The sequence below is a fragment of the Consotaella salsifontis genome (assembly GCF_900167365.1).
Lineage (GTDB): Bacteria > Pseudomonadota > Alphaproteobacteria > Rhizobiales > Rhizobiaceae > Consotaella > Consotaella salsifontis.
On record NZ_FUXL01000002.1, the window covers coordinates 312,021 to 333,884 of the forward strand.

The window sequence follows — 21,864 nt, forward strand, 5'->3', positions numbered from 1 at the left end:
GATCATTCTCCTCTCAAGACGCGGGCGGGCACGACGCGAACGGCGCCGCGAATGGGCAACATCGCGGCGGCAAGCGCCGCGATCAGGCACAGTCCCAGCGTCAGCGGGACCATGCCGGGGCGGAACGTCACCCAGGCGCTGAAGACGGCCTGCCCCAGAAGCTGGGCCAGAAGGAAGCCGCCGACAATGCCGATCGCGACCGCGACGAGACAGACGAGCGCCGTCTCGGCCAGAAACTGAGCGACGATCGAGCCGTCGGAGGCGCCGATCGCCTTTTGCAGGCCGATCTGCGGCGTGCGCTCGGCGACCATGGCGGTCAGCGTGGCGTTGACGCAAAGCGTGGTGATGACGAGGATGATGAGCGCCACCAGCGCCATCAGCCCGTCGATCTTGCCGAGGATCTGGCCGTCCGCCTCGGACACCTTGCGGATGGGACGCGCCTCGATGCCGGGAAAGCGCTGGCCGATCGAGGCGGCGAGGCTATCGGCCTCGGCGCCGTCGGCCACGATGGAGGCCATGGCGAAGTTCGCCTTGCCCGGCTCGTTCAGGATCTTCTGCGCCAGCGCCAGATTGATGAAGATCTGGTCGTCCTCGGCCTCGCCGGTGTCCATGATGCCCTTGATGGTGACGCTCGCCTGGGTGCTGCGGTCGCGGTTCACAATGGTGACGGGATCGCCGACCTTCAGCCCCATGGAGGTCGCGAGGCGCCGCCCGACCATGGCGTTGCGATCGTCGAACGATGCCGCGATCCATCCTCCGTCCACCTGCCAATAGGGCGCGAGGGCGCGCATGGCCGCCATATCGGCGCCGACGAGCACCGCGTTGCCGCGATCGAGCCGCACGACGCCGTAGAGATAGGGCGTCGCGCCGACCATCCGATCCGCCGGAAGGCTTTTCGCCGCGCTCTCCAGAAGCGAGGCATCAGCCAGACGGCTTTCACCCCCCTGCTTCTCGTCGACATGGGGCGAGATGATGATGTTCGGGCCGAAGGTTCGCAGCTCCTCGCTCATCTTGATGGAGATGTCGAAGTAGAGGCTCGTGAGGGCGAAGACGACCGCCGCGCCGACGGCGATCGCGCCGAGGGCTACGGTCAGGCGGCTGCCGCGCTTGGTCAGCGCCCGAACGACCATCAGAGTGAACATGCGCGCGCGCGGGCCGAGCGGGCGGGCCGCCGCTCCGCCACCGCCAGAAGCGTTGCGATCAGTGGCCATGGAGCACCTCCGCCGGCGAGAGGGAGGAGATGCTGCGCGCCGGCAGGATCGAGCCCAGCATCACGGTCGCCACTGAGACGACAAGGACGATCGGCACCGTGATCCACTGAAAGTCGATGCCGGTGCCGAAGACGCTGCGCCCGACCACCTGAGCGAGGCCGACGCCGACAATGAGACCGAGAACGCCCCCGACCAGCCCGACCATCGCCGCCTCGCCGAGGAAGAGCGCCTGGATCTCCCAGCGGCGCGCCCCGAGCGCCTTCATCAGGCCGATCTCGCGCGAGCGCTCCAGCACCGTCGTGTTCATCAGCGAGGACACCGCCATCGCCGCGGCTAGAATGGCGGCGAGACTGACGGTGAGGAGCAGAACCTGAATGCGCCCGATCACCACGCCCTCGCTGGCCGCCACCTGCCAGATCGGCCGGGCGGCGGCGTTGGGCACCGCTTCCTCGATCTGATGGGCGATGGAGCTGACATAGGCCGTGCAATACCAGACGTCGTATTCCTCGGCGGTCAGCTGGCCGGTGTCGCGGCGGGCGCGGTTCGAAAGCTCGTTCTCGGGGATCGTCAGGGCCGAGACGTCGACCGACTGAACCTGCCCCTCGAGGCCGGTCATACCCTGGACCAGGGCGAGCGGCGCGACGACGGCATCGTCCTCGGCGTCGCCCGTCGATAGGATGCCGGACACCTTGACTGTCTCGGCGGCTCCGCTGTCAGCGGCGAGCGAAAGCGTCAGTTCGTCCCCCGTCTTCACATCAAGCCGCGAGGCGAGGTTGGCGCCGACGAGCACCTCCTCGGAGGGCGCGCCGGCCATGTCTTCGTTCGGCCAGGCACCGTCTACCCGCCAGAATGGGTTGGTCGCCCTGACGCCGGTGCGGTAGTCGGGATCGTCCGGCAAGGCCAGCGGGTGGTCGAAATAGGTGCCGACGAGATTCACCTCGGCCGGTTTCGACGTATCCGCCGCACCCTCGACCCGTGCGGCGACGGCAAGGCGTGGCGACAGGCCGACGATGTTGTTGCGCCAGAAGATGTCCTTGATCTTGGGAAGATCGGCCTCTTCCAGCGTGTCCTGGTCCTTCAACGGGTTGTAGTCGACACCGTCGATCACCAGCGGCATGGCCTCCGCCTTGGGCGAGACGCGGATGTTGGAGCCGTAGGACTTCATCTCCTTTGCCATCTTGTCGCCGACGTCGACGGAAAGGGAAAAGAGCGTGGTGATCAGCGCCGCTGAAAGGGCGACGGTGATCGCCGCGAGGCTCTTGCGCCGGCGCCCTTCCAGAACGGAGCGCCACAGCATCCGGCCCAACATCGCCTAGCCCTCCACCTGCTCGTGGCCCTGAACGCGCAGCCGCCGCGCCTCATTGCCCTTGGTGTATTTTCCGGGGTCGGCCTTGAACGCCTCGTAGGAGTCCTTGCCGGAGAAGAAGTAGGTCCGCCCGCCATAGTCGTAGCGATAGGGCGCCTTGAGGTTGTTGACGCTCTCGCCGTTGACGGGGTCCACCGTATCGACCTCGACGACCTCGGAGAAATACGAAGCGCCCTTGTCGAGATCGGCTTTGGCGATGACGATGGTGTCGCCGGCGACCTGATGCTTCAGTGGGATGGGATTGCAGCCGCCGGGCTTGCCGATGGACGGCTTGAAGATCCGCACGCCGCAGGCGATGCAGATGATCTCCTCGCCGCGCTGGATATAGCCGTCGTCGCCGCAGATCATGCAGGCATCGAAGACGACGCCGATCCGGACGTGTTCGGCGTCGTAGCGGTTGATGAGGAAGAAGCGGACGCGATGGCCGTCGGCGGCGACATAGGCGTAGCGATGAAGGTCGCCGTCCTTCACCTGCTCGATCGGGATGCGGACCTCGCCCTTCTCGTCCGGCGTCACCGGTGCGGCGGCCGAGAGCGCGGGCGGCAGGGACGCGTACAGGTCCTGGTAGGCGAGCACGGCGAAGAGAAACACCGCCACTCCCGCAAGGCGCGTGCGCCAGCGCCGCTCGAACAGCGCCCTCGCCCTCACCTTGCGATGCTCGACGCGCTCGGCGCTTGGCGCGGCATCGGCCAAGGGCGGCACGCGGGGGCTGCGCAGGACCGTCGCGATGCCGAGGATGAGGAGAAGCGCCAGCTCGGCATAGGCCGCCCAGGGCGCGACCATCAGCACCTTGGCGACATAGGAGATGCGGCCCGACGAAACGCCGATGGCGTCGAGCTTCAGAAGGCCGAGCATGACGGCCGCCGAACCGGCGACGACCTCCATGGCAAGCACCAGCGCGAGAACCGCGAGCGCGAGCCAGCGCGGTGCGCGCGCAACCACCCGCGCGCCCACCAACGCCAGCGCCAGAAGGAGCGCTACGCCGATGACGAGGGCCGCCGAATTGACGATCATCTCGGTGTTGACGACGCCGGTAACTGTCAGGCTCCGGTTGGCGCTGGCCGAGGCCGCGTCGTAGATGCCGCGCGCCGCGAACGCGGCGAGAAGGAAAAGCGCCGTGGCGTGGGCGAGGACCGTGCCCTTGCCGCGACGGATCAGGACTGCCAGGAGCCCGACCAGAGCGAGCAAGGCCAGCGCCGCGACGACCAGCGTCAGCCCATGGATCAAGGTCCCGACGACGATCTCGCTGGAATTGATCGCGGCGGCAAGCGTCGCCACCCCGCCGCCGACGAAGCCGGCGACCAGCGCCAGAACGCCGCCGGCCGGCAGCGCACCGTTCGCGCGCCTGGCCAGAGAGGGAACCAGAGCCATGATCACCGCGAGCGGCAGGAGCGCGTGAGCCAATGCCGCGATATAGAACGCCATTGTCCCCTTCCTTTCCACGACCGGCGCGGCGCTCCGCGAAACGCGGGCGCCGCCCCAATGTCATCTCTTTAAGTACGGCCTACTTCAGCGGCACGTACTGGAATTCGAAATCGACATCGAACGGCTGGAACCACTGGCCGACGCCGCTCGCCTCGTCCGTATGACGGCCGAAGCCCTGCTTGGACGGTGGGTCGATGTGATAGGTCAGCTTGTAGTTGCCAGCGCCCGGCATCTTAATGTTCGAGCCGTAATGCGGGCCGTCGACGGCGACCATCGGCATCAGATTGCCGGTCAGCACCTTGCCCGTGTCCGTGTTCTGAAGGTTGTAGGAAACCGTCAGATACGGCACCCATTCGCCCGCGCCGAAGCCGTTGGGATTGCCCTGGGCGGAGTGGATGTCGGCCTCGAGGTGGATATCGGCCTGAGACGCCGGCAGATCGATGCCGCGCGGCTCCATGTCGATGGGCTTCAGGTAGACCGCCGCCACGTCCAGCGTGTTGAGCGTCTGCCCTTCGCCGATCGGGTATTCCTTGAACTCCTCGGCGGCAAAGGCGCTGGAGGCGCCGAAGGCAAGGATCGAGGCGGTGAGGACCAGGTGCTTCATGTTTGTCTCCTTCCTGGTGTTGGCAAAGCAAGGGTTCGAGGCGGGTCGGCCAGCCAGCGGCCGACGGCATTTGATGCGCGGCGTCAGCCGCGTTGGGCCGCGCTCGCCGGCGATGTTTCGGAAGAGCGCCCGGCGCGGGCGATGACGATGAAGGCGACGGCGGCGGCAACGACGAGAAGAGCCTGCGGGATCATGCTTTCCCAATAGGGATAGATGCCGAGCGCCTGGATCTCCGGCGCATGCGGAATGAGCGTCGGCGAGAAGACCTTGCCCTCCACCAGCTCCATCACGCCCTTGCCCACGAAGATGAAGGCCATGATGTAGAGCAGCGCGCCCGTGCCCTGGAAGAAGGCGCGGATCGGAAGCCGCAGAGCCCCGGACTTCATCGCCCAGTAGACGAAGGCGAGGCCGATCGCGCCGAGGACGAACCCGCCAGCGATGGCCAGAAGGCCGCTGGTGTCCGCGCCGATGGTCAGCGCCTGATAGAAGAGCACGGTTTCCGCGCCCTCGCGATAGACGGCGAGGAAGCTCGTCAGCCACAGCGCGCGCATGGAGCCGGACGACAGCGATCCCTGGACCTTCTCGCGGATATAGGACGACCAGTGCGCCGCCTCGGCCTTGGAGATGAGCCAATAGCTCATGGAAAAGAGGATGACGGCCGCGAACAGCATGGTCGCCCCTTCGAGCACCTCCTGGCTCGCGGCGGAGGCGGCGAACACCAGCTTCAGCAGCACCGCCGTCACCACGCTGGCCAGAAGCGCCACGACGACCGAATTGAGGATGACGCCCTGCTTGTCGCCATGGCCGGTCTTGACGAGATAGGCCGTGATGGCCGTGACGATGAGGATCGCCTCGAAGCCCTCGCGCAGGAGGATCAGGAGAGCGTAGCCGAACAGCGCCCACGGGCCGCTGCCGCCGGCGGGCTGGAGGATCGAGACGGCCCGGTCGAGATCGGCCACCATGGCATTCGCCTCGGCGGAAAGGTCGGCATCGCTCGCCTTGCTCCCGACAAGCGCCATCAACTTGCTGAAATGGCCCTCGAGCGTCGTCTTCAGCGCCGCATCGCGCGCGCCGATGCGGTTTTCCATCCCGCTCGCCTCGAAGACGTCGAAATAGGCGTCGGAGAGCATGGCCACCGCCTGATCCTGGTTGCCGCCCTGCGCGACCTCGATGGCGCTGGCGATCGCGGCGTTGACGCGGCCCGCCACATCGGACCAGTCCGTCTCCGGCGCCGGCATCGACTGCGCCTCTTCCTTGGCCGCTCCAACGAGCGGCAGACCGGGAAGGTGGCTAGTCATGTCAGCCGCCAGCACCTTGGCCGATCCGCGAATGAGGCGCGGCTCGCGCCCGTCCTCGGCGAGGCCGAGAATGCGTTCGAACTCGGCGTTGTATTCGATGTCCTGCTGCTGCGAGACGAAGCGGCGCACCGCCGTCTCCAGCAGGCTGTTCTTGTAGCCGTCGAACTGGGCCTGCTTGATCAGATTCTTGGCCTTTGCGGCATCTCCCGCCTCCAGAGCATCGGCAGCGGCATTGAGATCATCGGTGATCCGGGCGACGGCGCGCTCCCAGTAGGGCTCGATGGTCTGCGGGGCGGCGACCTGAACAGGCTCCTGCGGCGCGGCGTCGGACGAAGCCGTATCGGACGGATGGGCGGTCGGCTCGGCCGTAATGACGAAGCCCTGCTCCAGCGTCGGCACGACGGCATTCAGCGCGGCGATGTGCTTTTCGATGCGATCGGCCACCTCGTCTACCGGCTTGCCGTCGACGATGAGCTGGCGGATGTCGCCGAACTCGGCTTCGAGCGCATAGCTCGCCTTGGCGGAGACGTTGACGCGGATCGGCCCCTCGAGGTTCTCGAACAGCTCGAAATAGGAGCGCTGGACGAGCGTCTTTGCCTTGTCGGCCTCGCCGGCCCGATAGGCCGTTTCCGCCTCTCCGAGCATTTGGTCGATCCGGCTCACGAGGCTGCGATAGTCGGGCGCGGCATGAGCCAGGTTCGGTATCGCCAGCCCCAAGAGCAGGAGAAACGCCCAGGCCAGACGTCGCATGATGACCACCTTCGTTCATTGGCTTCGACGGGGATGCGCGGCGTCCCGGCTCCCGGGACCGGCCGTCCCCGACCTCGGCGGCACACTCTAAAGCGTGAGAGTAATTGTCAAGAATAAAATGATGAAATTCACTTTCATGTTTTAGAACCCTTCCAGACCAGGCTTGGCACCAACTGTCGGCGGTCCGCACATGCTGTTGTGAGCGAAAGCAAAATGAGCCGCTGCGTCAAATTGTCGTCGCGGTTCCAGAGGGACTCTGTTTCAGTTTGCCGCGTGGCGGCGGATATCCAGCCATGCGAAGCGCCAACGACGGGACGCCAACGATCGAACGGAAACGCTGCGAGGGCGGCATGAACATCTGGTACGCCACCCGAGACGGTCAGTCGAAAAAGATCGCCGAGCAGGTCGCCCATCATCTCGTCAATCGCGGCATTCCCACGGTCGCTCTCGACCTCATGGAGCGCAACGATCCTGCGGCCGGAGTAGAGCCCGGCGGTCCGGTCGTCGCGATCCTGGCGCTGCGCTATGGCCACCACCTGCCGGAAGGCATCCGCTTTCTCAAAGCGCTCGCCAATACGCCGGACGCGCCGCCGCTCTTTCTCGCTTCCGTGAACCTTACGGCGCGCAAGGCCGGCAAGGATGGCGCCGATAGCAATGTCTATCTGCGCAAATTGATCGCTCATCTCGGCCTCAAACCCGTTCTGGCCACCGCCTTCGCCGGGAGGTTGGACTATCCGCGCTACAAGCCTTTCGACCGCTTCATGATCCGCCTGATCATGCGAATGACGGGCGGGCCGACCGATCCGTCGACGATCGTCGAATATACGGACTGGGCAAAGGTGGAGGCATTCGCGGCAGCAATCGCGGCTTTCCGGCCGGATGGGGAGCATGCCTCGGCCGACGGCGGCAATTCGTCTCCGGCGGCTGGGGGTTGATCAGGGCGACATTCTTCCGTTATGTACGGTGAGTACATATCGTTTGGTGCCCCTGCCCATGATGGAAGCTTTGGTCAGCCTGCGCGCGGACGACCGTTCACCGGTCGGGCGCGATCGCATTCGCCTTCTGGAGGCGGTGGCGCGAGAAGGCTCGATCACCGCTGGAGCCAAGGCCGTCGGCCTCACCTACAAGGCGGCCTGGGACGCGCTCGACGCCATGGCCAACCTCTTCGGCCAGCCGCTGCTCGAGAAGCGCACGGGCGGACGGGCCGGCGGCGGCGCCAGCCTGACGCCGGCCGGATTCAAGGTGCTCCAGGCGTTTCACCGGCTGGAAGGCGAGATGACGCGGGTGATGCGCGCCATCGAGCCGGAGCTTGCCGGAAGCGGTATCTCGCCCGTCAACCTGATCTCCGGCTATCTCATGAAGACCAGTGCCCGCAATGCCTTAAGAGGCACCATCGTCACGATGACCCAGGACGCGCTGACCTCGGAGATCGGGGTCGAGGTCGCCAAGGGTCAGATCATCTATTCCATCGTCACCAACGAGAGCGTGCGCTCGCTTGGCCTCGTGATCGGGCGCGAGGCGACGATGCTGATCAAGGCCCCGTTCGTCGCCTTCGCTGTCGGCGAGGCGCCGCCGAAGATTTCCGCACGAAACATCGTGGCGGGCACCGTCTTGCGCTGCGAGACCTCGCCGGTGACGGCCGAAGTCGTTCTCGACATAGGTGACGACAAGACACTCGCCGCCACCATCACCACCCGCAGCGCGGAGACGCTAGGCCTTCAGCCGGGCCGCCCCGCCTTCGCGCTGTTCGAAGCCGCTCACGTCATTGTCGCCATCGACTGAACAGGAGAACCAATGAAAACCTCGACCCTGACGATGGTGGCCGCCGGTCTGGCGACCGCCCTCTCCTTTGGTGTGCCCGCGCAGGCCGCGGAGACCAACGTCGCCGTCGCCGCTAACTTCACCGAGGCGGTGAAGGAGATCGCCGACGCTTTCGCCAAGTCCACGGGCGACACGGCCAAGCTGAGCTTCGGTTCGAGCGGCCAGCTTTACACGCAGATCACCCAGGGCGCGCCCTTCCAGGTGTTCCTGTCGGCTGACGATGTGCGGCCGAAAAAGGCGATTACGGAAGGCTTCGGCGTCGAGGGCACCGATTTCACCTACGCCATCGGCAAGCTCGTCCTCTGGAGCCCTGACGCAGAACGCGTGAAAGGCGAGGAGACGCTGAAATCGGGGGGCTTCGACAAGATCGCCATCGCCAACCCAACGGCGGCTCCCTACGGCGCGGCTGCCGTCGAGACGATGAAGAAGCTCGGCGTCTACGATGCGCTGAAGGCAAAAATCGTCGAGGGCAACAATATCTCTCAGGCGTTCCAGTTCGTCGATAGCAAGAATGCCGAGCTCGGCTTCGTCGCCCTGTCGCAAATCGCCGGGCGCGAGGACGGCTCGCAGTGGCTGGTGCCGCAGGAGGACTATACCCCGATCCGCCAGGACGCGGTGCTCCTGAAGACCGGCGCCGACAACGAGGCGGCCAAAGCGTTCATCGAGTTCCTGAAGGGCCCCGAGGCGCGCAAGATCATCGAGAAGTACGGCTACGCGGTCGACGGGGCCCAATAACGGTCAATGCTGTTTTCCGCCGACACGCTCGTTCCGATACGCCTGACACTTGAGCTTGCTCTCGTCACGACGGTGCTGCTTCTCATCGTGGGCACACCGCTGGCATGGTGGCTCGCGCGCTCGCGCGCCTGGTGGAAGGAAGCGGCAGCCTCAGTGGTTTCCCTGCCCCTGGTGCTGCCGCCCACGGTGCTCGGCTTCTATCTTCTCGTCGCCCTCGGCCCCAACGGGCCGGGTGGCGCGCTCGCCTCGCTGTGGGGCGCGCGCACCCTCGCCTTCACCTTCGAGGGCCTGGTGATCGGCTCGGTTCTCTACTCCATGCCCTTCGTCGTCCAGCCCATCCGCAACGCCTTCGAGGCGATGGGCGATCGGCCGCTCGAAGTGGCGGCGACGCTGCGTGCCTCGCCGATGAAGGCGTTCTGGACCGTTGCGGTGCCCCTGGCGCGGCCGGGCTTTCTCACCGGCGCCGTTCTCGGCTTCGCCCACACGGTCGGGGAGTTCGGCGTCGTGCTGATGATCGGCGGCAATATTCCCGGAGAGACGAAGGTGCTGTCCGTCGCCATCTACGACTATGTCGAGACCAGCCGGTGGAGCGAGGCCAATGCGTTGGCGGCGGTGATGGTGGTCTTCGCCTTCGCGGTTATCCTGTCGGTCACGGCCATCGGCAGGCGCCTCGGGCACATCACGGAATGATCGACGATCAAACCATCGAGGCCGTCTTTCGCGGAAGGCTCGGCGGCTTCGTGCTGGATACCGCCTTCACGCTGCCGGCCCACGGCCTGACCGCGCTGTTCGGACCGTCAGGCTGCGGCAAGACCAGCGTACTGCGCTGCATCGCGGGCCTGACGCGCATCGCTGACGGGCTTTGCCGCGTCGGCGGCGACACCTGGCAGGACAAAACGACCTTTCGCCCGCCGCACATGCGGCCGATCGGCTACGTCTTTCAGGAGGCGAGCCTCTTTCCCCATCTCTCCGTGCGCCGCAACCTCACCTACGGCGCTCCGCACAAGTCGACCGCAGCCGGCGTCAAGCCAGCCGTCGGCTTCGAGGAGACAGTGGACCTTCTGGGCATCGGCCATCTTCTGGACAGGGCTCCGGCCAAGCTCTCGGGCGGCGAGCGCCAGAGGGTGGCGATCGGAAGAGCGTTGCTCTCCGATCCTCGCCTGCTCTTGATGGATGAGCCGCTGTCGGCGCTCGACGCCGAGACGAAGGAGGAGATCCTTCCCTTTCTGGAGCGGCTCCACGCCCGTCTCGCCGTCCCCATCCTCTATGTCAGCCACGCCATCTCGGAGGTGGAGCGCCTCGCCGACCATCTCGTCCTGATGAATGAAGGCAAGGTGCTGGCGGCGGGCCGGCTGGGCGATCTTCAGAGCGATCCGCGCCTGCCCCTGGCGCTTTCGCGAGATGCCTCCGTCAGCTTGGACGCGACAGTAGAAGGCCACGATTCGACCTACGGGCTTTTGGAGCTCTCGGTGCGCGGCGGCCGCTTTCTCGTCCCGGCTCCGGCAGGCTGCAGTGGCGAAATGCGGCGCCTGTCGATCAAGGCGGGCGATGTCAGTCTTTCGCTGCAGCCCTCGTCCGGTTCGACCATTCTCAATATTTTGCCATGCCGCATCCTCTCCCATACGCGGCGCGGCGAGCACGAGGTGGTCGCGGTTCTGGGCCTCGGCTCGGACGGTATGGGCGCGCATCTTCTGGCGCGCATGACGCGTCGGTCCTGGACGATGCTCCATCTCGGCGACGGCCAGCCGCTGTTCGCGCAGGTGAAGAGCGTGGCCTTGCGCTAGCAAATCCAGCGGCGCCTACTCCTCGGCGGCCGCTGCTCCTTCAATGCCCGCAGCCGCCGCGTCGAGATCCGCCAGGAACGACTCGATGAAATAGCGGTTCTGGCCAAGGTCGAAGGGCACAAGAAGCGACGTCGAGCGCATGTCCACCAACGTCTCGTCGTCCTGCTCGTGGATATGGATCACCACTTCGCTGGGAAAGCCGAAGACAAGGCTGCGCGCCACGGCGGTGACGACATAGTCGTCGGCTTCCGGCACGGCGGTGGGATCGGCGTTGGGGCCTTCCTCGAGCTCCGAAGGATCGTAAGGGATCGGCACGACCGAAATATCCGGCGGCGCGTCCGCCGGCTGCCGCGGGGCGACGACCGGCGGGCTCGGAGGCGGCGCGTTGGACGATGTGTTCTCGACGTGCCAGCCTTTGTCTTCCAGAACCGTCTCGGCAACCGAATAGATATCGGCGGCGCTTGCCTGGAACCGGCGCCCGCTGACCGGAGCGGAAGCTTCCCCGACCAAAGCCGCGACGCCGTTGGCGGGGGCTCCGATGGAGCCGACTGGCACACTGATGCCCTCGCCCGTCACCGCGAAATTGGTCTGCGGCATGACCTCCCAGCGATAGGCGCCGGCCAGGAAGGGCAGCAGGGTCAGCAGGGAGAGAGCCATCGCGCCAATTGCCTGACCGCCGCCGCGATCTCCCTTGCGCCAAACGCACTGGATGACCATCAACGACAGCATCAGCGCCGCGACCGACAAGGCGCACACGAGGGCCAAAAGGATGTAGAGCGCATCGAGCTCCACCGCCCCCAGCCTGTACATCGCTATGGCGACCACCAGAAGAACGGGCGCAAAGATCGCCAGGCGCCGAGCCCAGCGCGGCGCGCGCAGACGGCGGGTAAGATAGTGACCGGACGCTCGGTGGCCGGCATAGCGAAGGGCCAAGCTCATGCCGCATGATGTAGCCGAGTTTCCCTGCGAAGTCAGGCGAGAAAGAGCGGCTTAATGGTTCGGTAACGATAGCCGGCATTTTGCCGGCGGACACGGAACCGTCCCGCATTGCCAGCAGTTATTTCCCCGCCGGAAAGCGCATATCGAGATGTGAGCGGCCGACATGATTACGCCGACCGGGCGTTGAGGGGACGATCATGAAGCTGGAAACTTCCACCGCACCGTCAGGACCGATGCGCCCTGAGCCTTTCGAGATCATGGAATTCCAGCTTGCTCTCGATCTGGAGCAGCCTTTCGACGTCGATTTTCGCTCATGCGTCCGCCGGGCAGCGGAGGCCGTAGGCGGAGAATTCCTCTTCGAAGTACCGGCGGATTGTTCAATGGAGAACGCGTCGCGAATCGCTGCCGTCCGTATTCCCACGGGCAGCAGGGAGCAGATCGCCTTTGCCGCGCTCGACATGCTCGGCGAGAGCATCCGCCTCTGCGGCCAGAGCGAGATCAGCGAACGCCTTTCGGGTTTCGCTCAGGCGTTCGTCCGCGTGATCGAGCGTTTCCGGGATGGACAACGCGCTGCAACGATGCCGGCAAGCGCCTGCGCCTGACTATTCGATGGTCGCCTCCCGTTGAGGCGATTCAGGCATTATCGACAGCGATCCCTTTTTTGCGGTGCAGGAACACCGTGCTCTTGAGCCTGCCTAGTGCCCATCGCCGCGAGCGACGGATTACCGGCCGCGCCGGTCTGAAATATCCCGCTTGCCCCTTTCCAGCTTTGTGATCTGCTTTGCCGATGCCCGCGTTTCTCCACGACTATTCGGCCGTCATCGGCCTTGCGATCGTCGCTCTGGTCTTCCTCGCCTTCGCGCTGGAGCTTTATCCGCCAGAGGTGACGGCGACCGCGGGCGCCGTGGCCTTTCTCGCTCTCGGCTTTCTCAGCAACGATCAATTCACGGAGGTCTTCTCCAACAGCGCGCCCATCACCATCGGCGCCATGTTCGTCCTGTCGGGCGCGCTCATAAGAACAGGCACGCTCGAAGCCGCAGCGACGAAAGTCGTATCCAGTGCGGAGAAGCATCCGCACTGGACGCTGGGCCTCATGGCCGCCGGCGTTCTCGTCGCCTCGACGTTCATGAACAACACGCCCGTCGTGGTCGTCTTCATCCCGATCGTCATCGAGCTCGCCAGAAAGCTCGACATGGCGCCGTCGCGTCTTCTCATGCCGCTGTCCTTCCTGACCATTCTCGGCGGCACGTGCTCGCTCATCGGGACCTCAACCAACCTTCTGGTCGACGGTGTGGCGCGGGACAAAGGGCTAGATCCCTTCTCGATCTTCGAGATCACGCCCATAGGCATCGCCGCAGCCGCAACCGGCGTGATCTATCTCGGGCTGGTGGGCCGCTTCTTTCTTCCCGAGCGGCAGAACGCATCGGACCTCCTGGGTGCGACCAATCCCAACACCTACCTGACGGAGGTCACGGTCGCGGAGGGCGCGCCTTCCATAGGGCGCCGTCTGGAAGAGATCACCGAGCTCTCGACACGCGGCATCCGGCTCATCGCGGTCAAACGCGGCACCGGAACCATCCGCTCCAATCTCGGCCTTCTGGAGCTGCAGAAGGCCGACCGTCTGGTCATCGTTGGTACGCCTGAAGAGATCCTCACCCTCAACGACAGCGAGTACTACCGCGTCGCCCGCGTCTCCAAGCGAGCGAAGGACGACGCGCGGGTCATCGTCGAAGCCACGGTCGCCCCCTTCAGACGAGGCATCGGACGGCGCATCTCCGATCTTCTCGAAATCTCCGGCTCCGGCGTCGCGGTTCTTGGCGTCGCCCGCTATCGCCACGTGCCCGGCCCGTCGCTCGCCGAAACCCGCCTGCGGCCTGCCGACCGTCTCCTGCTGGAGGGGCGCCCGGATGCCATCGCGCGGATCGCAGAGGCCAACGACCTCATCGGCGTCGACGTGACCAAGGCGCGTTCCTTCCGCCGCTCCAAGGCGCCGCTCGCCATCGGCGCGCTCCTCGGCGTCGTAATCCTGGCAGCGATGAACATCGCCGATATCCAGATGCTGGCGTTCCTGGCCATCGCGGCGCTGCTGCTGGTGCGGGTGCTCGATGCCGACGAAGCTTGGCGATCAATCCGCGGCGACATCCTGATCCTGATCTTCGCGATGCTGGCCATCGGCAAGGGCATGGAAAACACCGGGGCTGTCGAGATGTTGGTCACGGCCATCGAGCCCATCGTGCGCCACGCGCCGCCCTTCGTCACCCTCATCCTGATCTACGCGGTCGCCTCCGTCCTGACCGAGATCGTGACCAACAACGCCGTCGCCGTGGTCATGACGCCGCTGGTGATCAGTCTGTCTGGCGTGCTCGGAATAGAGCCGCGCGCCCTGGTGGTGGCGGTGATGTTCGGTGCATCGGCGTCCTTCGCAACGCCCATCGGCTACCAGACCAACACGCTGGTCTATGCGGCGGGGAACTACCAGTTCCTCGACTTCACCAAGGTCGGCCTGCCGATGAATATTCTGGTCGGCTTGGTGAGCTGCATCGCCATCAGCTTCTATTACGGCCTGTAAGATTCCAACGACCCGAGAGCGAAACGCGACTTCGGGGCGTCATACTCTATCCGCGCGGGCGCGGGCGGCTCTGCGCCAGTCGGGCGGCGCGGATCGCCGACTGTGCGGCGGCAAGGCGAGCGATCGGTACGCGAAAGGGAGAGCACGACACATAGTCGATGCCGACCCGCTCGAAGAAATCGATGGAGGCAGGATCGCCGCCCTGCTCGCCGCACACGCCCATGGCAATCGAAGGTCGGGTCCGGCGCGCCTTTTCGACCGCAAGAGCGATCAGCTCGCCGACCCCCTCAACATCCACGGATTGGAAGGGATCACGCCCAAGAATTCCCTGACGCTCGTAGGTGGCAAGAAAGTTGGCCGAGTCGTCGCGCGAGATGCCGAAAACCGTCTGGGTCAGATCGTTGGTGCCGACCGACATGAAGTCTGCGGCCTCAGCCAGGGTATCCGCCTGAACGGCGGCGCGCGGAAGCTCGATCATGGTGCCGACCAGATAATCGACCTTCCAGCCGCGCTCGGCCATGACGGTGGCGGCGACCTGATCGATGCGCTTCCTGACGAAGTCGACCTCCTTGCGCAGGCTAACCAGCGGCAGCAGGATCTCTGGGACCACGGCCGCCCCGGCCCGCGCACCCGCCTCGATCGCGGCTTCGAAGATCGCACGGGCCTGCGTTTCGACGATCTCGGGATAGGAGATGGCAAGCCGGACGCCGCGATGACCCAGCATGGGGTTCATCTCCTTCAGCGCGATAATGCGCTGACAGAGGACGGCGCGATCGATCCCGAGCTGGCGCGCCGTGTCCTCGATCTCGCCCTCGCCCTTGGGCAGGAACTCGTGCAGGGGCGGATCGAGAAGGCGGATCGTGACCGGCTGGCCAGCCATGATCTCGAAAAGCTCCACGAAGTCCGAACGCTGCATCGGGAGGAGCCGATCGAGCGCCGCGCGGCGGCCCGCCTCGTCGGTGGCGAGGATCATCTCCCGCATGACCTGGATGCGGTTGCCGTCAAAGAACATGTGCTCTGTTCGGCAAAGGCCGATGCCCTCGGCGCCGAAGGCCCGCGCGGCGCGCGCCTCGCTCGGCGTCTCGGCGTTGGTCCTGACGCGCATCCGGCGCGCGGCGTCGGCGAAATCCATGAGGCTGGCAAAGTCGCCGCTGAGGCCGGGCGGGCGCAGGCTCGCTCGCCCCTGGATGATCTCGCCCGTCGACCCGTCTATGGTGATCCAATCACCCTCCCTCAGGACGCGCTCGGAAGCATAGAGCGCGCCCTCGGCGCGATTGATCCGCAGCCAGCCGGCGCCGGTGACGCAGGGCTTGCCGATACCCCGCGCCACCACTGCGGCGTGACTGGTGGTGCCGCCACGGATCGTCACGACGCCGTCGGCGACATGCATCCCGTGAATGTCCTCCGGGAAGGTTTCCGTGCGCACGAGGATCACCGGCCGCCCCTCTGCGGCGTATGCCTGGGCGGCCTCGGCCGAAAACACGATCTCGCCAGTCGCCGCGCCGGGCGCGGCGGGCATGCCCTTGCCGAGCGGCAGGAGATCGTCCGTGTGCTCGATCGTCGGATGAAGGAGCTGTTCCAGCGAGGCGGGATCGATCCGAAGAACGGCCTCCTCCTCGTCGATGAGCCCCTCCCCCACCAACCGGACGGCCACACGCACGGCTTCCGGCGCCGTCCTCTTGGCGACGCCTGATTGCAGAAGGACGAGCTCGCTGTCCCCTACCATGAACGTCACTTCGACAGCGTCGCCGACGTGAGCTTCCAGGCGCCTGACATGATCGGCGAGGGCCTCGATATCGCCGGGGAAGAGCGAGCGCTGGTCGGGATGAGCAAGCGCTCTCAGATCAAGCACCTTGCCGTCGCCACCAATCTGCGACCGATCCCGTGCGCCGGGGGTGAATTCGCCCGTGAGGCGGGGCTGGCCGGTGGACAGGTCGCGGGAGATGGCCCGCCCCGTCCCGGACTTCTCGTCGCGCTCGTTGAAGACCATGGCATGAACGGTGACGGCAACGCCCGCATTCTCGGGGATGCCGTGAGCGAGGCGAAAGGTGCGGGCCACGGGGCGGCGCCATGTCGCGAAGCAGGCCTCGATAGCGCGGTAGAGCTGTTCCAGGGGAGTCTGAGGCAACGCCTCGCCTACCTCATCCTCGACGAAGGCGAGATAGCGCGCGATCAGCGAGCGCCATTCCTCCAGGGTGCGCGGCTCGTCGCCGGTCCAGTTGCGGAGCTGCCGTTCGTCGTCGGCGATCTCCTCGAAATCTGCGGGATCAACATTGTAGACGAGCGCCGAGAAGGCTTCGATGAAGCGCCCATAGCTGCGAAAGGCAAAAGAGAGATCGCCCAACTCGGCCGCGACCCGCTCGACCGTTCGGTCGTTGAGCCCCAGGTCGAGGACTGTCTCAGCCAGACCCGGCATCGGCACGCGGGCGCTGGTGCGGATGGCCAGAAGCAACGGACAGTCGCCGTCGAACTGTCGCCCCGTCACCTCTTCCAGCCATTTGATGGCGGCACTGATCTCCGCTCGCACCTCCGCCGGCATGTCAGACTGGGCAGACACCTGACGCCAGGCGGAAGTCGAAACGGTGAAGCCCGGCGGCACGGGAAGATCCAGTGCCGCCAGAAGGGCCAGATTGGCGCCCTTCAGGCCCAGCGCCTCGGCGGCATCGGCCGTCCGATCCGCAGCACCGCGCCTGAAGGTGAAGATCCGCTTGGTCATGGCTCGCCCGTCGGGTGGTCCCGCGCCTTCGCAGGAACCTCACCTCTAGAACATCGGGGCGCAAATCAAAAGCGTTCCGCCCGAAAGGGCGTGGCGCTTCCTCAGAGATGGGCGTCGATGATGGCGCTCATCTCATCGGGGGGGAATGCGCCCGGATACATGTCGCCGTTGACGAAGAAAGTCGGCGTCGCGTTTACACCGAAGGCCTCACCTGCCTTCTGCACCTGCATCACCTTCTGCTGAAGATCCTTGTCGGTGAGGCAAGCCTTGAAGCTCTCCTGCGTGAAGCCGGCAAGCTTGGCCAATTGCAGCAATGCCTCCGAGGCGTTCTGCGCTGTGGCCCAGGTGTTCTGCTGGTCGAACAGCACGTCGGTCATCGCCGTCCGGCGACCATCAGGAGCGCACCGTGCGATCATGAACGCGGCGAGAGAACGCGGGTCGAACGGAAATTCGCGAAGGATGAACTTCACCTTGCCCGTGTCGACATAGTTCTTCATCACCACCGGCAACGTCTCCTTGTGGAAATCGGCGCAGTGGCTGCAGGTCAGGGAGGCGTATTCGACGATGGTGACGGGCGCATCCTCCTTGCCGAGGACGATGTCCGGCAGCGCCTGAGGTGCCATCAGCTTCTCCACGTCGACATGCGACTGAGGCTTCGGCGCCTCGACGGACGACTTGGTCGGCGACGAATTGGCCGGCGCGGTTTCCGCCTGGGCGACAAGCGGACCAGCGGCGTCATCCGCCGCGGCACTGCCAACCGCCGCGGGCAATGCGGCAAAGGCGACGCCGCAAAGCAGAAGCGCTCCATGGCGCGTCCATGCAGAAACGGTTGTGCGTCGGTTGTCGGTGGCGCAATCGGGCATTGGACTCATCGGCTCTACACCTTCCTCATTGCCTGCGGCCCTTCGGAACAACGAACAGGCCGAGAATGTCTCCTTTAGATAGAGATCATGGCTTTTCCAACCGCGCGCCCGCTCCTGAACCGTCGCGGCCAATCAACTAGGCGTGTGCCGACGCTGCAGTACGCTGGCGCCATAGGCGGCCAGCGCCTCGCGCAATTTCTCGTCCTCGACGCCGGCCGTCAGCCTGTCGATCTGCTGCCGATCCGCCGGCTTGAGGTCGCGAAGCACAGGCTTGCGGCTTGGCTTTGCTCTTCGCACCGGCCGCTGAACGATCTTGATGCGGTCTACCGCGCCATAGCCAAAGAGCGCGTTGACCCGAGCGATCATCTCGCGGGTCTGATGCTGGAGAAGAAGCGCCGCCGGCCCCTCGCACGCAACGACCAGAGTGGCCGGGCGGAAAGGATCGTCCGCGTCGCGCCGGGGTGGCCAAAGGAGGCGCTCCGGCCGCGTCGTCTCGGCGAGCCGGCTGCCGGCGATATCCGCCCAGGCGGCGGCGAGCGTCGAACTCATCCCGGCCTTGCGCGCGAGAACCGGATCGAGAATGGGGGCGACAAGGTCGCCGATGAGTTGCGCGCCGCGCTTCGCCTTCTTCAACGGCTGCTCCGCGCCGCTATGCCACGCTCTTCCCCGGCCGGCACCGACGCCACGATGACGGCGGCCGTGAAAATCCATACCGCATCGAGGATATCGTGGAAGAACATGATGTTGGTGAGACCGGGTATGAAATAGGCGACAAAAAGCGTCGCGGCGACCGCGAAGCGTGTTCCCCCCTCGGGCAGGGAGCGCGCCCGCCATGCCGTCCAGGCAGGGGCGAGAACCATGGCGAAAAAGGCGACGATTCCAACAGCCCCGGCGTCCACCGCAATGGTCAGCAGGATGTTGTGCAGATGCGTGAAGTGCGCGCTGTCCATGAAGGACGCGTCGAAATAGGGGCGAACCGCATCCCAGAGATGCTGACGGCCATATCCGAAAACGGGAGCTTCAGAGATGGCGGCCAACGAGGCGCGATACATCTCGGCACGGGCGGAGAACGAGCCGAACTGCGGGGTCCGATCAAAGAGCTGCGCCAGATCGGACTCGGTCGACATAAGGCGGCCCACCACTTTCGTCGAAACGACATAGCCGATGAGAAGCACGACGATGGAAAAGGCCGCGCCGCGCCAAAGTCGTTGTCTGCGAGACATCTTCGAGACGACGTGATGCACGGAACGCCATTTGACGATCAGCGGCACCGCGATGACAAATGGCAGCGCCAGCCACGAGCCGCGCATGCCGGAGAGGATGACGGCCGAGGCAGCTCCCGTCGCCCCTGTCATTGCAAGCACCGTCATCCATCGCCGCCCAGGCGCATTGACCAGAAGACAGAGGCTGAGGCCAAGCGTCACGAGGCTCGTCACCGAGAAGGGACCGGGATTTCCCGCGATGCCTTCCATACGTCCGGCAGAGAAAACGAAAGCAGAAAGAAGCGAGGCCGGCAACAGAAGCGTGCCGCCAACCGCCGCGCCCGTTAGTGCGGCGGGCAGGAGCGCACCGGACGGAGTGAGTCGAAGGCGCGGGATGAGAAAGAGCGGGATCAGGAACACCAACAGTGGGACGGAAACCTTGGCTCCTCGCGCCCAATCGGGGCGCAGGACCGCCGTCAGGGTCATCACGGCCGCATAGAGCAGGAACGAGAAGACGACCGGCCGGTCGGTCCGCTCGAGACGGAAGGGCACGCGCCGGACGACTGCCGAGATCAACGCCCAGGAACCCAACACGCCGCAAACGATCGACGCGCCTGATCCCCCGACCGCAGTCAGAACGAAGAAGACGAATACAGACAGCCGGTTGCGCGATCCCATAGCCTCGGGGGGCGGATACAGAAGCGCGAGGAATGTCTTTCTGAAGCTGGAGGCGTGACGATTGACGGAATTGCCACCTAGTGCTCTCTCACCCACCATGTCGTCTCGATTTCTCCAAGCCAGCTCTCTCCTTTTGGACTGGTATTCCCGTCATGCCAGAAGCCTGCCCTGGCGAACGCCCCCGTCAGAGCGCGCTGGAGGGCGGAATGCCGATCCTTATCGTGTCTGGCTTTCCGAGGTGATGCTGCAACAGACGACGGTGGCCGCCGTCAAGCCTTATTTTTTGCACTTCCTCGATCGCTGGCCGAGCGTCGAGCAGCTGGCGGACGCCGATCCTCAAGAGGTGATGGCCGCATGGGCGGGCCTCGGATACTACGCGCGGGCAAGAAACATGCTGGCCTGCGCGCGGACTGTGGCTGCACAGCATCAAGGGCGGTTTCCCGAGGGGGTCAAGGCCCTGCGATGCCTTCCGGGCATCGGCGAGTACACCTCGGCGGCAATCGCCGCCATCGCCTTCGATGAACCGGTGGCTGTGGTGGACGGCAATGTCGAGCGCGTCGTGTCTCGGCTTTATGCCATCGAGACGCCCCTGCCCGCCGCCAAACCGCGCATTCGGGACCTTGTCCAGGAGATGACACCGAGCGAAAGGCCCGGCGATTTTGCGCAGGCCATGATGGACCTTGGCGCGACCATCTGCACACCCAAGCGCCCGGCTTGCGCCATCTGCCCGCTCTCGGCGCCCTGCCTCGCCCGCGCGGAGGGACGCCAGGAGTTCTTTCCCGTCAAGGCACCGAAGCGGGCGAAGCCACAGCGGCGCGGCGCCGCCTTCGTGGCGATGCGGCAAGGCGACGGCGCGATATGGCTGCGCCGTCGGCCGGAAAGCGGAATGCTCGGCGGGATGGTGGAGCCGCCGACCACGGCCTGGAGCGTCAAGGCAGACGGCGCCATCGGCGCGGAATCGGCTCCGTTTGCCGCCGGTTGGGAGCTTGCCGGCACGGCGAGTCATGGGTTCACCCATTTCGATCTGACCCTTGATGTTTGGCGCGCGGTCGCGCCAGCCGATCCGCAGAGCGACGGATGGTGGGCAACTCCCGAGCGGCTCGATGAGGAAGGGCTGCCGACGGTGATGAAAAAGGTGGTCGCCGTCGCGCTGCCGGGCATCATCTTCCGGCGCCGCCCTGGCCGGGCAGCCCCCTGAACTACCGTCTCCCGCCAGAATCGGCTAAGCCACGAGCGCGTCGCCCTCGGCGAATGCGCCGACCATAAAGGAGCGTGGACGATGATCCGGCATGTGGTGTTCGATATCGGTGGAGTGCTGGTCCTTTGGGACCCCGAAATCCCGTTCAAGCGCCTGATCGCCGACGACCAGGAGCGCCGCGTCTTCCTGTCCGAGATATGTTCGCCGCTCTGGAACGCGGAGCAGGATCGCGGCCGTTCCTGGGAAGAAGCCGAGGCGGTCCTCATCGCCGATTATCCCGAAAAGGCGGACCTCATCCGCGCCTACCGCCGCTATTGGATCGAGATGGTCCCGCATGCCTTCGAGGACACGGTCGCGGTGCTGCGGGAGGTGATCGCGACGGGGCTCGACGTGACGCTTCTCACCAACTGGGCGGCCGACACCTTCGCCGAGGCCGAAAAGCTCTTTCCCTTCCTTGGCGAAGCGCGGGGCATCACCGTTTCCGGCCGTATCAAGGCGATCAAGCCAAGCCCGGAGATCTACCTGCACCATGCAGAGACCTTCGGCCTCGATCCCGCCGCCACGGTGTTCATCGACGATTCGCCGAAGAACGTGGAGGCGGCCCGAAAGGCCGGCTGGCAGGCCATCCGCCACGAAAACGCTGCCCAACTCAGGATCGACCTGCGTAAGCTGGGCGTGCCGATCGCCGCCTGATCGCCTTCCTCG

The 21,864-nt window shown here is 65.5% G+C and carries 19 protein-coding genes; 9 read left to right on the forward strand and 10 right to left on the reverse strand.

Features of this window, described 5'->3' with window-relative positions:
• Positions 1-2: 2 nt before the first annotated feature.
• The 5 genes from B5D38_RS03520 to B5D38_RS03540 form a co-directional block, all read right to left on the reverse strand.
• Entirely contained in the window at positions 3-1,211 is a 1,209-nt protein-coding gene (locus B5D38_RS03520) for an ABC transporter permease (protein WP_207552881.1), read from the reverse strand.
• A complete protein-coding gene (locus B5D38_RS03525; RefSeq protein WP_078706961.1) occupies positions 1,201-2,520 on the reverse strand; it encodes an ABC transporter permease in 1,320 nt (439 codons plus the stop codon). The genes B5D38_RS03520 and B5D38_RS03525 overlap by 11 nt, the downstream gene beginning before the upstream one ends.
• Before the next feature lie 3 nt (positions 2,521-2,523).
• The gene (locus B5D38_RS03530) at positions 2,524-4,002 is read right to left on the reverse strand and encodes a Fe-S-containing protein (protein WP_078706962.1); all 1,479 of its coding nucleotides are present in this window, start codon (positions 4,000-4,002) and stop codon (positions 2,524-2,526) included.
• Positions 4,003-4,081: 79 nt separating this feature from the next.
• On the reverse strand, positions 4,082-4,606 hold the full coding sequence (locus B5D38_RS03535) for an iron transporter (protein ID WP_078706963.1): 525 nt from the start codon (positions 4,604-4,606) through the stop codon (positions 4,082-4,084).
• 83 nt (positions 4,607-4,689) lie between these two features.
• Positions 4,690-6,654, reverse strand: coding sequence for an FTR1 family iron permease (locus tag B5D38_RS03540; RefSeq protein ID WP_078707119.1), 1,965 nt, complete (start codon positions 6,652-6,654; stop codon positions 4,690-4,692).
• A gap of 293 nt (positions 6,655-6,947) precedes the next feature.
• On the opposite strand from B5D38_RS03540, the gene hemG reads away from it, so the two are divergent.
• Genes hemG through modC form a run of 5 tightly spaced genes read left to right on the forward strand, consistent with a single transcriptional unit; the run spans position 6,948 to position 10,994 of the window.
• Positions 6,948-7,589, forward strand: a complete 642-nt coding sequence (gene hemG, locus B5D38_RS03545; RefSeq protein ID WP_078706964.1) for a menaquinone-dependent protoporphyrinogen IX dehydrogenase — start codon at positions 6,948-6,950, stop codon at positions 7,587-7,589.
• Positions 7,590-7,647: 58 nt separating this feature from the next.
• Positions 7,648-8,436, forward strand: coding sequence for a TOBE domain-containing protein (locus B5D38_RS03550; RefSeq protein WP_078706965.1), 789 nt, complete (start codon positions 7,648-7,650; stop codon positions 8,434-8,436).
• Between the two features lie 12 nt (positions 8,437-8,448).
• Positions 8,449-9,210: a molybdate ABC transporter substrate-binding protein gene (gene modA, locus B5D38_RS03555; RefSeq protein WP_078706966.1), complete on the forward strand. Its 762-nt coding sequence runs from the start codon at positions 8,449-8,451 to the stop codon at positions 9,208-9,210.
• A 6-nt stretch (positions 9,211-9,216) separates the two neighbouring features.
• Positions 9,217-9,900, forward strand: a complete 684-nt coding sequence (gene modB / locus B5D38_RS03560) for a molybdate ABC transporter permease subunit (protein ID WP_078706967.1) — start codon at positions 9,217-9,219, stop codon at positions 9,898-9,900.
• Positions 9,897-10,994 carry a molybdenum ABC transporter ATP-binding protein gene (modC, locus tag B5D38_RS03565; RefSeq protein WP_078706968.1) on the forward strand — a complete coding sequence of 366 codons (1,098 nt, stop codon included), beginning with the start codon at positions 9,897-9,899 and terminating at the stop codon, positions 10,992-10,994. Before modB ends, modC begins: the two co-directional genes overlap by 4 nt.
• Positions 10,995-11,009: 15 nt before the next feature.
• Here the strand turns inward: modC and B5D38_RS03570 are convergent, their stop codons facing one another.
• Positions 11,010-11,933: a DUF1499 domain-containing protein gene (locus B5D38_RS03570; RefSeq protein WP_078706969.1), complete on the reverse strand. Its 924-nt coding sequence runs from the start codon at positions 11,931-11,933 to the stop codon at positions 11,010-11,012.
• A gap of 197 nt (positions 11,934-12,130) precedes the next feature.
• Here B5D38_RS03570 and B5D38_RS03575 point away from each other — a divergent pair, with 197 nt between their 5' ends.
• Both B5D38_RS03575 and B5D38_RS03580 read left to right on the forward strand, forming a co-directional pair.
• Positions 12,131-12,535 (forward strand): hypothetical protein, encoded by a 405-nt coding sequence (locus B5D38_RS03575; protein ID WP_131829858.1) that lies wholly within the window; start codon positions 12,131-12,133, stop codon positions 12,533-12,535.
• 185 nt (positions 12,536-12,720) lie between these two features.
• Positions 12,721-14,502 carry an SLC13 family permease gene (locus B5D38_RS03580; protein WP_078706971.1) on the forward strand — a complete coding sequence of 594 codons (1,782 nt, stop codon included), beginning with the start codon at positions 12,721-12,723 and terminating at the stop codon, positions 14,500-14,502.
• Between the two features lie 46 nt (positions 14,503-14,548).
• Here the strand turns inward: B5D38_RS03580 and ppdK are convergent, their stop codons facing one another.
• The 4 genes from ppdK to B5D38_RS03600 form a co-directional block, all read right to left on the reverse strand.
• Complete coding sequence (ppdK, locus tag B5D38_RS03585) at positions 14,549-17,218, reverse strand: pyruvate, phosphate dikinase (RefSeq protein ID WP_078706972.1); 2,670 nt, start codon at positions 17,216-17,218, stop codon at positions 14,549-14,551.
• A 101-nt stretch (positions 17,219-17,319) separates the two neighbouring features.
• Complete coding sequence (locus B5D38_RS03590) at positions 17,320-18,090, reverse strand: DsbA family protein (protein WP_245318775.1); 771 nt, start codon at positions 18,088-18,090, stop codon at positions 17,320-17,322.
• Positions 18,091-18,213: 123 nt separating this feature from the next.
• On the reverse strand, positions 18,214-18,714 hold the full coding sequence (locus B5D38_RS03595) for a DUF721 domain-containing protein (RefSeq protein ID WP_245318777.1): 501 nt from the start codon (positions 18,712-18,714) through the stop codon (positions 18,214-18,216).
• Positions 18,711-20,060 (reverse strand): O-antigen ligase family protein, encoded by a 1,350-nt coding sequence (locus tag B5D38_RS03600; protein ID WP_078706975.1) that lies wholly within the window; start codon positions 20,058-20,060, stop codon positions 18,711-18,713. Before B5D38_RS03600 ends, B5D38_RS03595 begins: the two co-directional genes overlap by 4 nt.
• On the opposite strand from B5D38_RS03600, the gene mutY reads away from it, so the two are divergent.
• Together mutY and B5D38_RS03610 are read left to right on the forward strand one after the other, a co-directional pair.
• Positions 20,059-21,159 (forward strand): A/G-specific adenine glycosylase, encoded by a 1,101-nt coding sequence (gene mutY / locus B5D38_RS03605; protein WP_078706976.1) that lies wholly within the window; start codon positions 20,059-20,061, stop codon positions 21,157-21,159. The two genes, B5D38_RS03600 and mutY, sit on opposite strands and share 2 nt — an antisense overlap.
• A gap of 81 nt (positions 21,160-21,240) precedes the next feature.
• The gene (locus B5D38_RS03610; RefSeq protein ID WP_078706977.1) at positions 21,241-21,852 is read left to right on the forward strand and encodes an HAD family hydrolase; all 612 of its coding nucleotides are present in this window, start codon (positions 21,241-21,243) and stop codon (positions 21,850-21,852) included.
• The last annotated feature ends 12 nt before the right edge of the window (positions 21,853-21,864 follow it).

Coding starts and splice junctions, on each gene's coding strand:
- B5D38_RS03575 (WP_131829858.1), top strand. CDS start 12,131: ATGAAGCTGGAAACTTCCACCGCACCGTCAGGACCGATGCGCCCTGAG.
- B5D38_RS03525 (WP_078706961.1), bottom strand. CDS start 2,520: ATGTTGGGCCGGATGCTGTGGCGCTCCGTTCTGGAAGGGCGCCGGCGC.
- B5D38_RS03535 (WP_078706963.1), bottom strand. CDS start 4,606: ATGAAGCACCTGGTCCTCACCGCCTCGATCCTTGCCTTCGGCGCCTCC.
- B5D38_RS03540 (WP_078707119.1), bottom strand. CDS start 6,654: ATGCGACGTCTGGCCTGGGCGTTTCTCCTGCTCTTGGGGCTGGCGATA.
- B5D38_RS03570 (WP_078706969.1), bottom strand. CDS start 11,933: ATGAGCTTGGCCCTTCGCTATGCCGGCCACCGAGCGTCCGGTCACTAT.
- mutY (WP_078706976.1), top strand. CDS start 20,059: ATGTCGTCTCGATTTCTCCAAGCCAGCTCTCTCCTTTTGGACTGGTAT.
- B5D38_RS03600 (WP_078706975.1), bottom strand. CDS start 20,060: ATGGTGGGTGAGAGAGCACTAGGTGGCAATTCCGTCAATCGTCACGCC.
- B5D38_RS03590 (WP_245318775.1), bottom strand. CDS start 18,090: ATGAGTCCAATGCCCGATTGCGCCACCGACAACCGACGCACAACCGTT.
- B5D38_RS03550 (WP_078706965.1), top strand. CDS start 7,648: ATGATGGAAGCTTTGGTCAGCCTGCGCGCGGACGACCGTTCACCGGTC.
- B5D38_RS03610 (WP_078706977.1), top strand. CDS start 21,241: ATGATCCGGCATGTGGTGTTCGATATCGGTGGAGTGCTGGTCCTTTGG.
- B5D38_RS03530 (WP_078706962.1), bottom strand. CDS start 4,002: ATGGCGTTCTATATCGCGGCATTGGCTCACGCGCTCCTGCCGCTCGCG.
- B5D38_RS03520 (WP_207552881.1), bottom strand. CDS start 1,211: ATGGCCACTGATCGCAACGCTTCTGGCGGTGGCGGAGCGGCGGCCCGC.
- ppdK (WP_078706972.1), bottom strand. CDS start 17,218: ATGACCAAGCGGATCTTCACCTTCAGGCGCGGTGCTGCGGATCGGACG.
- hemG (WP_078706964.1), top strand. CDS start 6,948: ATGCGAAGCGCCAACGACGGGACGCCAACGATCGAACGGAAACGCTGC.
- modC (WP_078706968.1), top strand. CDS start 9,897: ATGATCGACGATCAAACCATCGAGGCCGTCTTTCGCGGAAGGCTCGGC.
- modA (WP_078706966.1), top strand. CDS start 8,449: ATGAAAACCTCGACCCTGACGATGGTGGCCGCCGGTCTGGCGACCGCC.
- modB (WP_078706967.1), top strand. CDS start 9,217: ATGCTGTTTTCCGCCGACACGCTCGTTCCGATACGCCTGACACTTGAG.
- B5D38_RS03580 (WP_078706971.1), top strand. CDS start 12,721: ATGCCCGCGTTTCTCCACGACTATTCGGCCGTCATCGGCCTTGCGATC.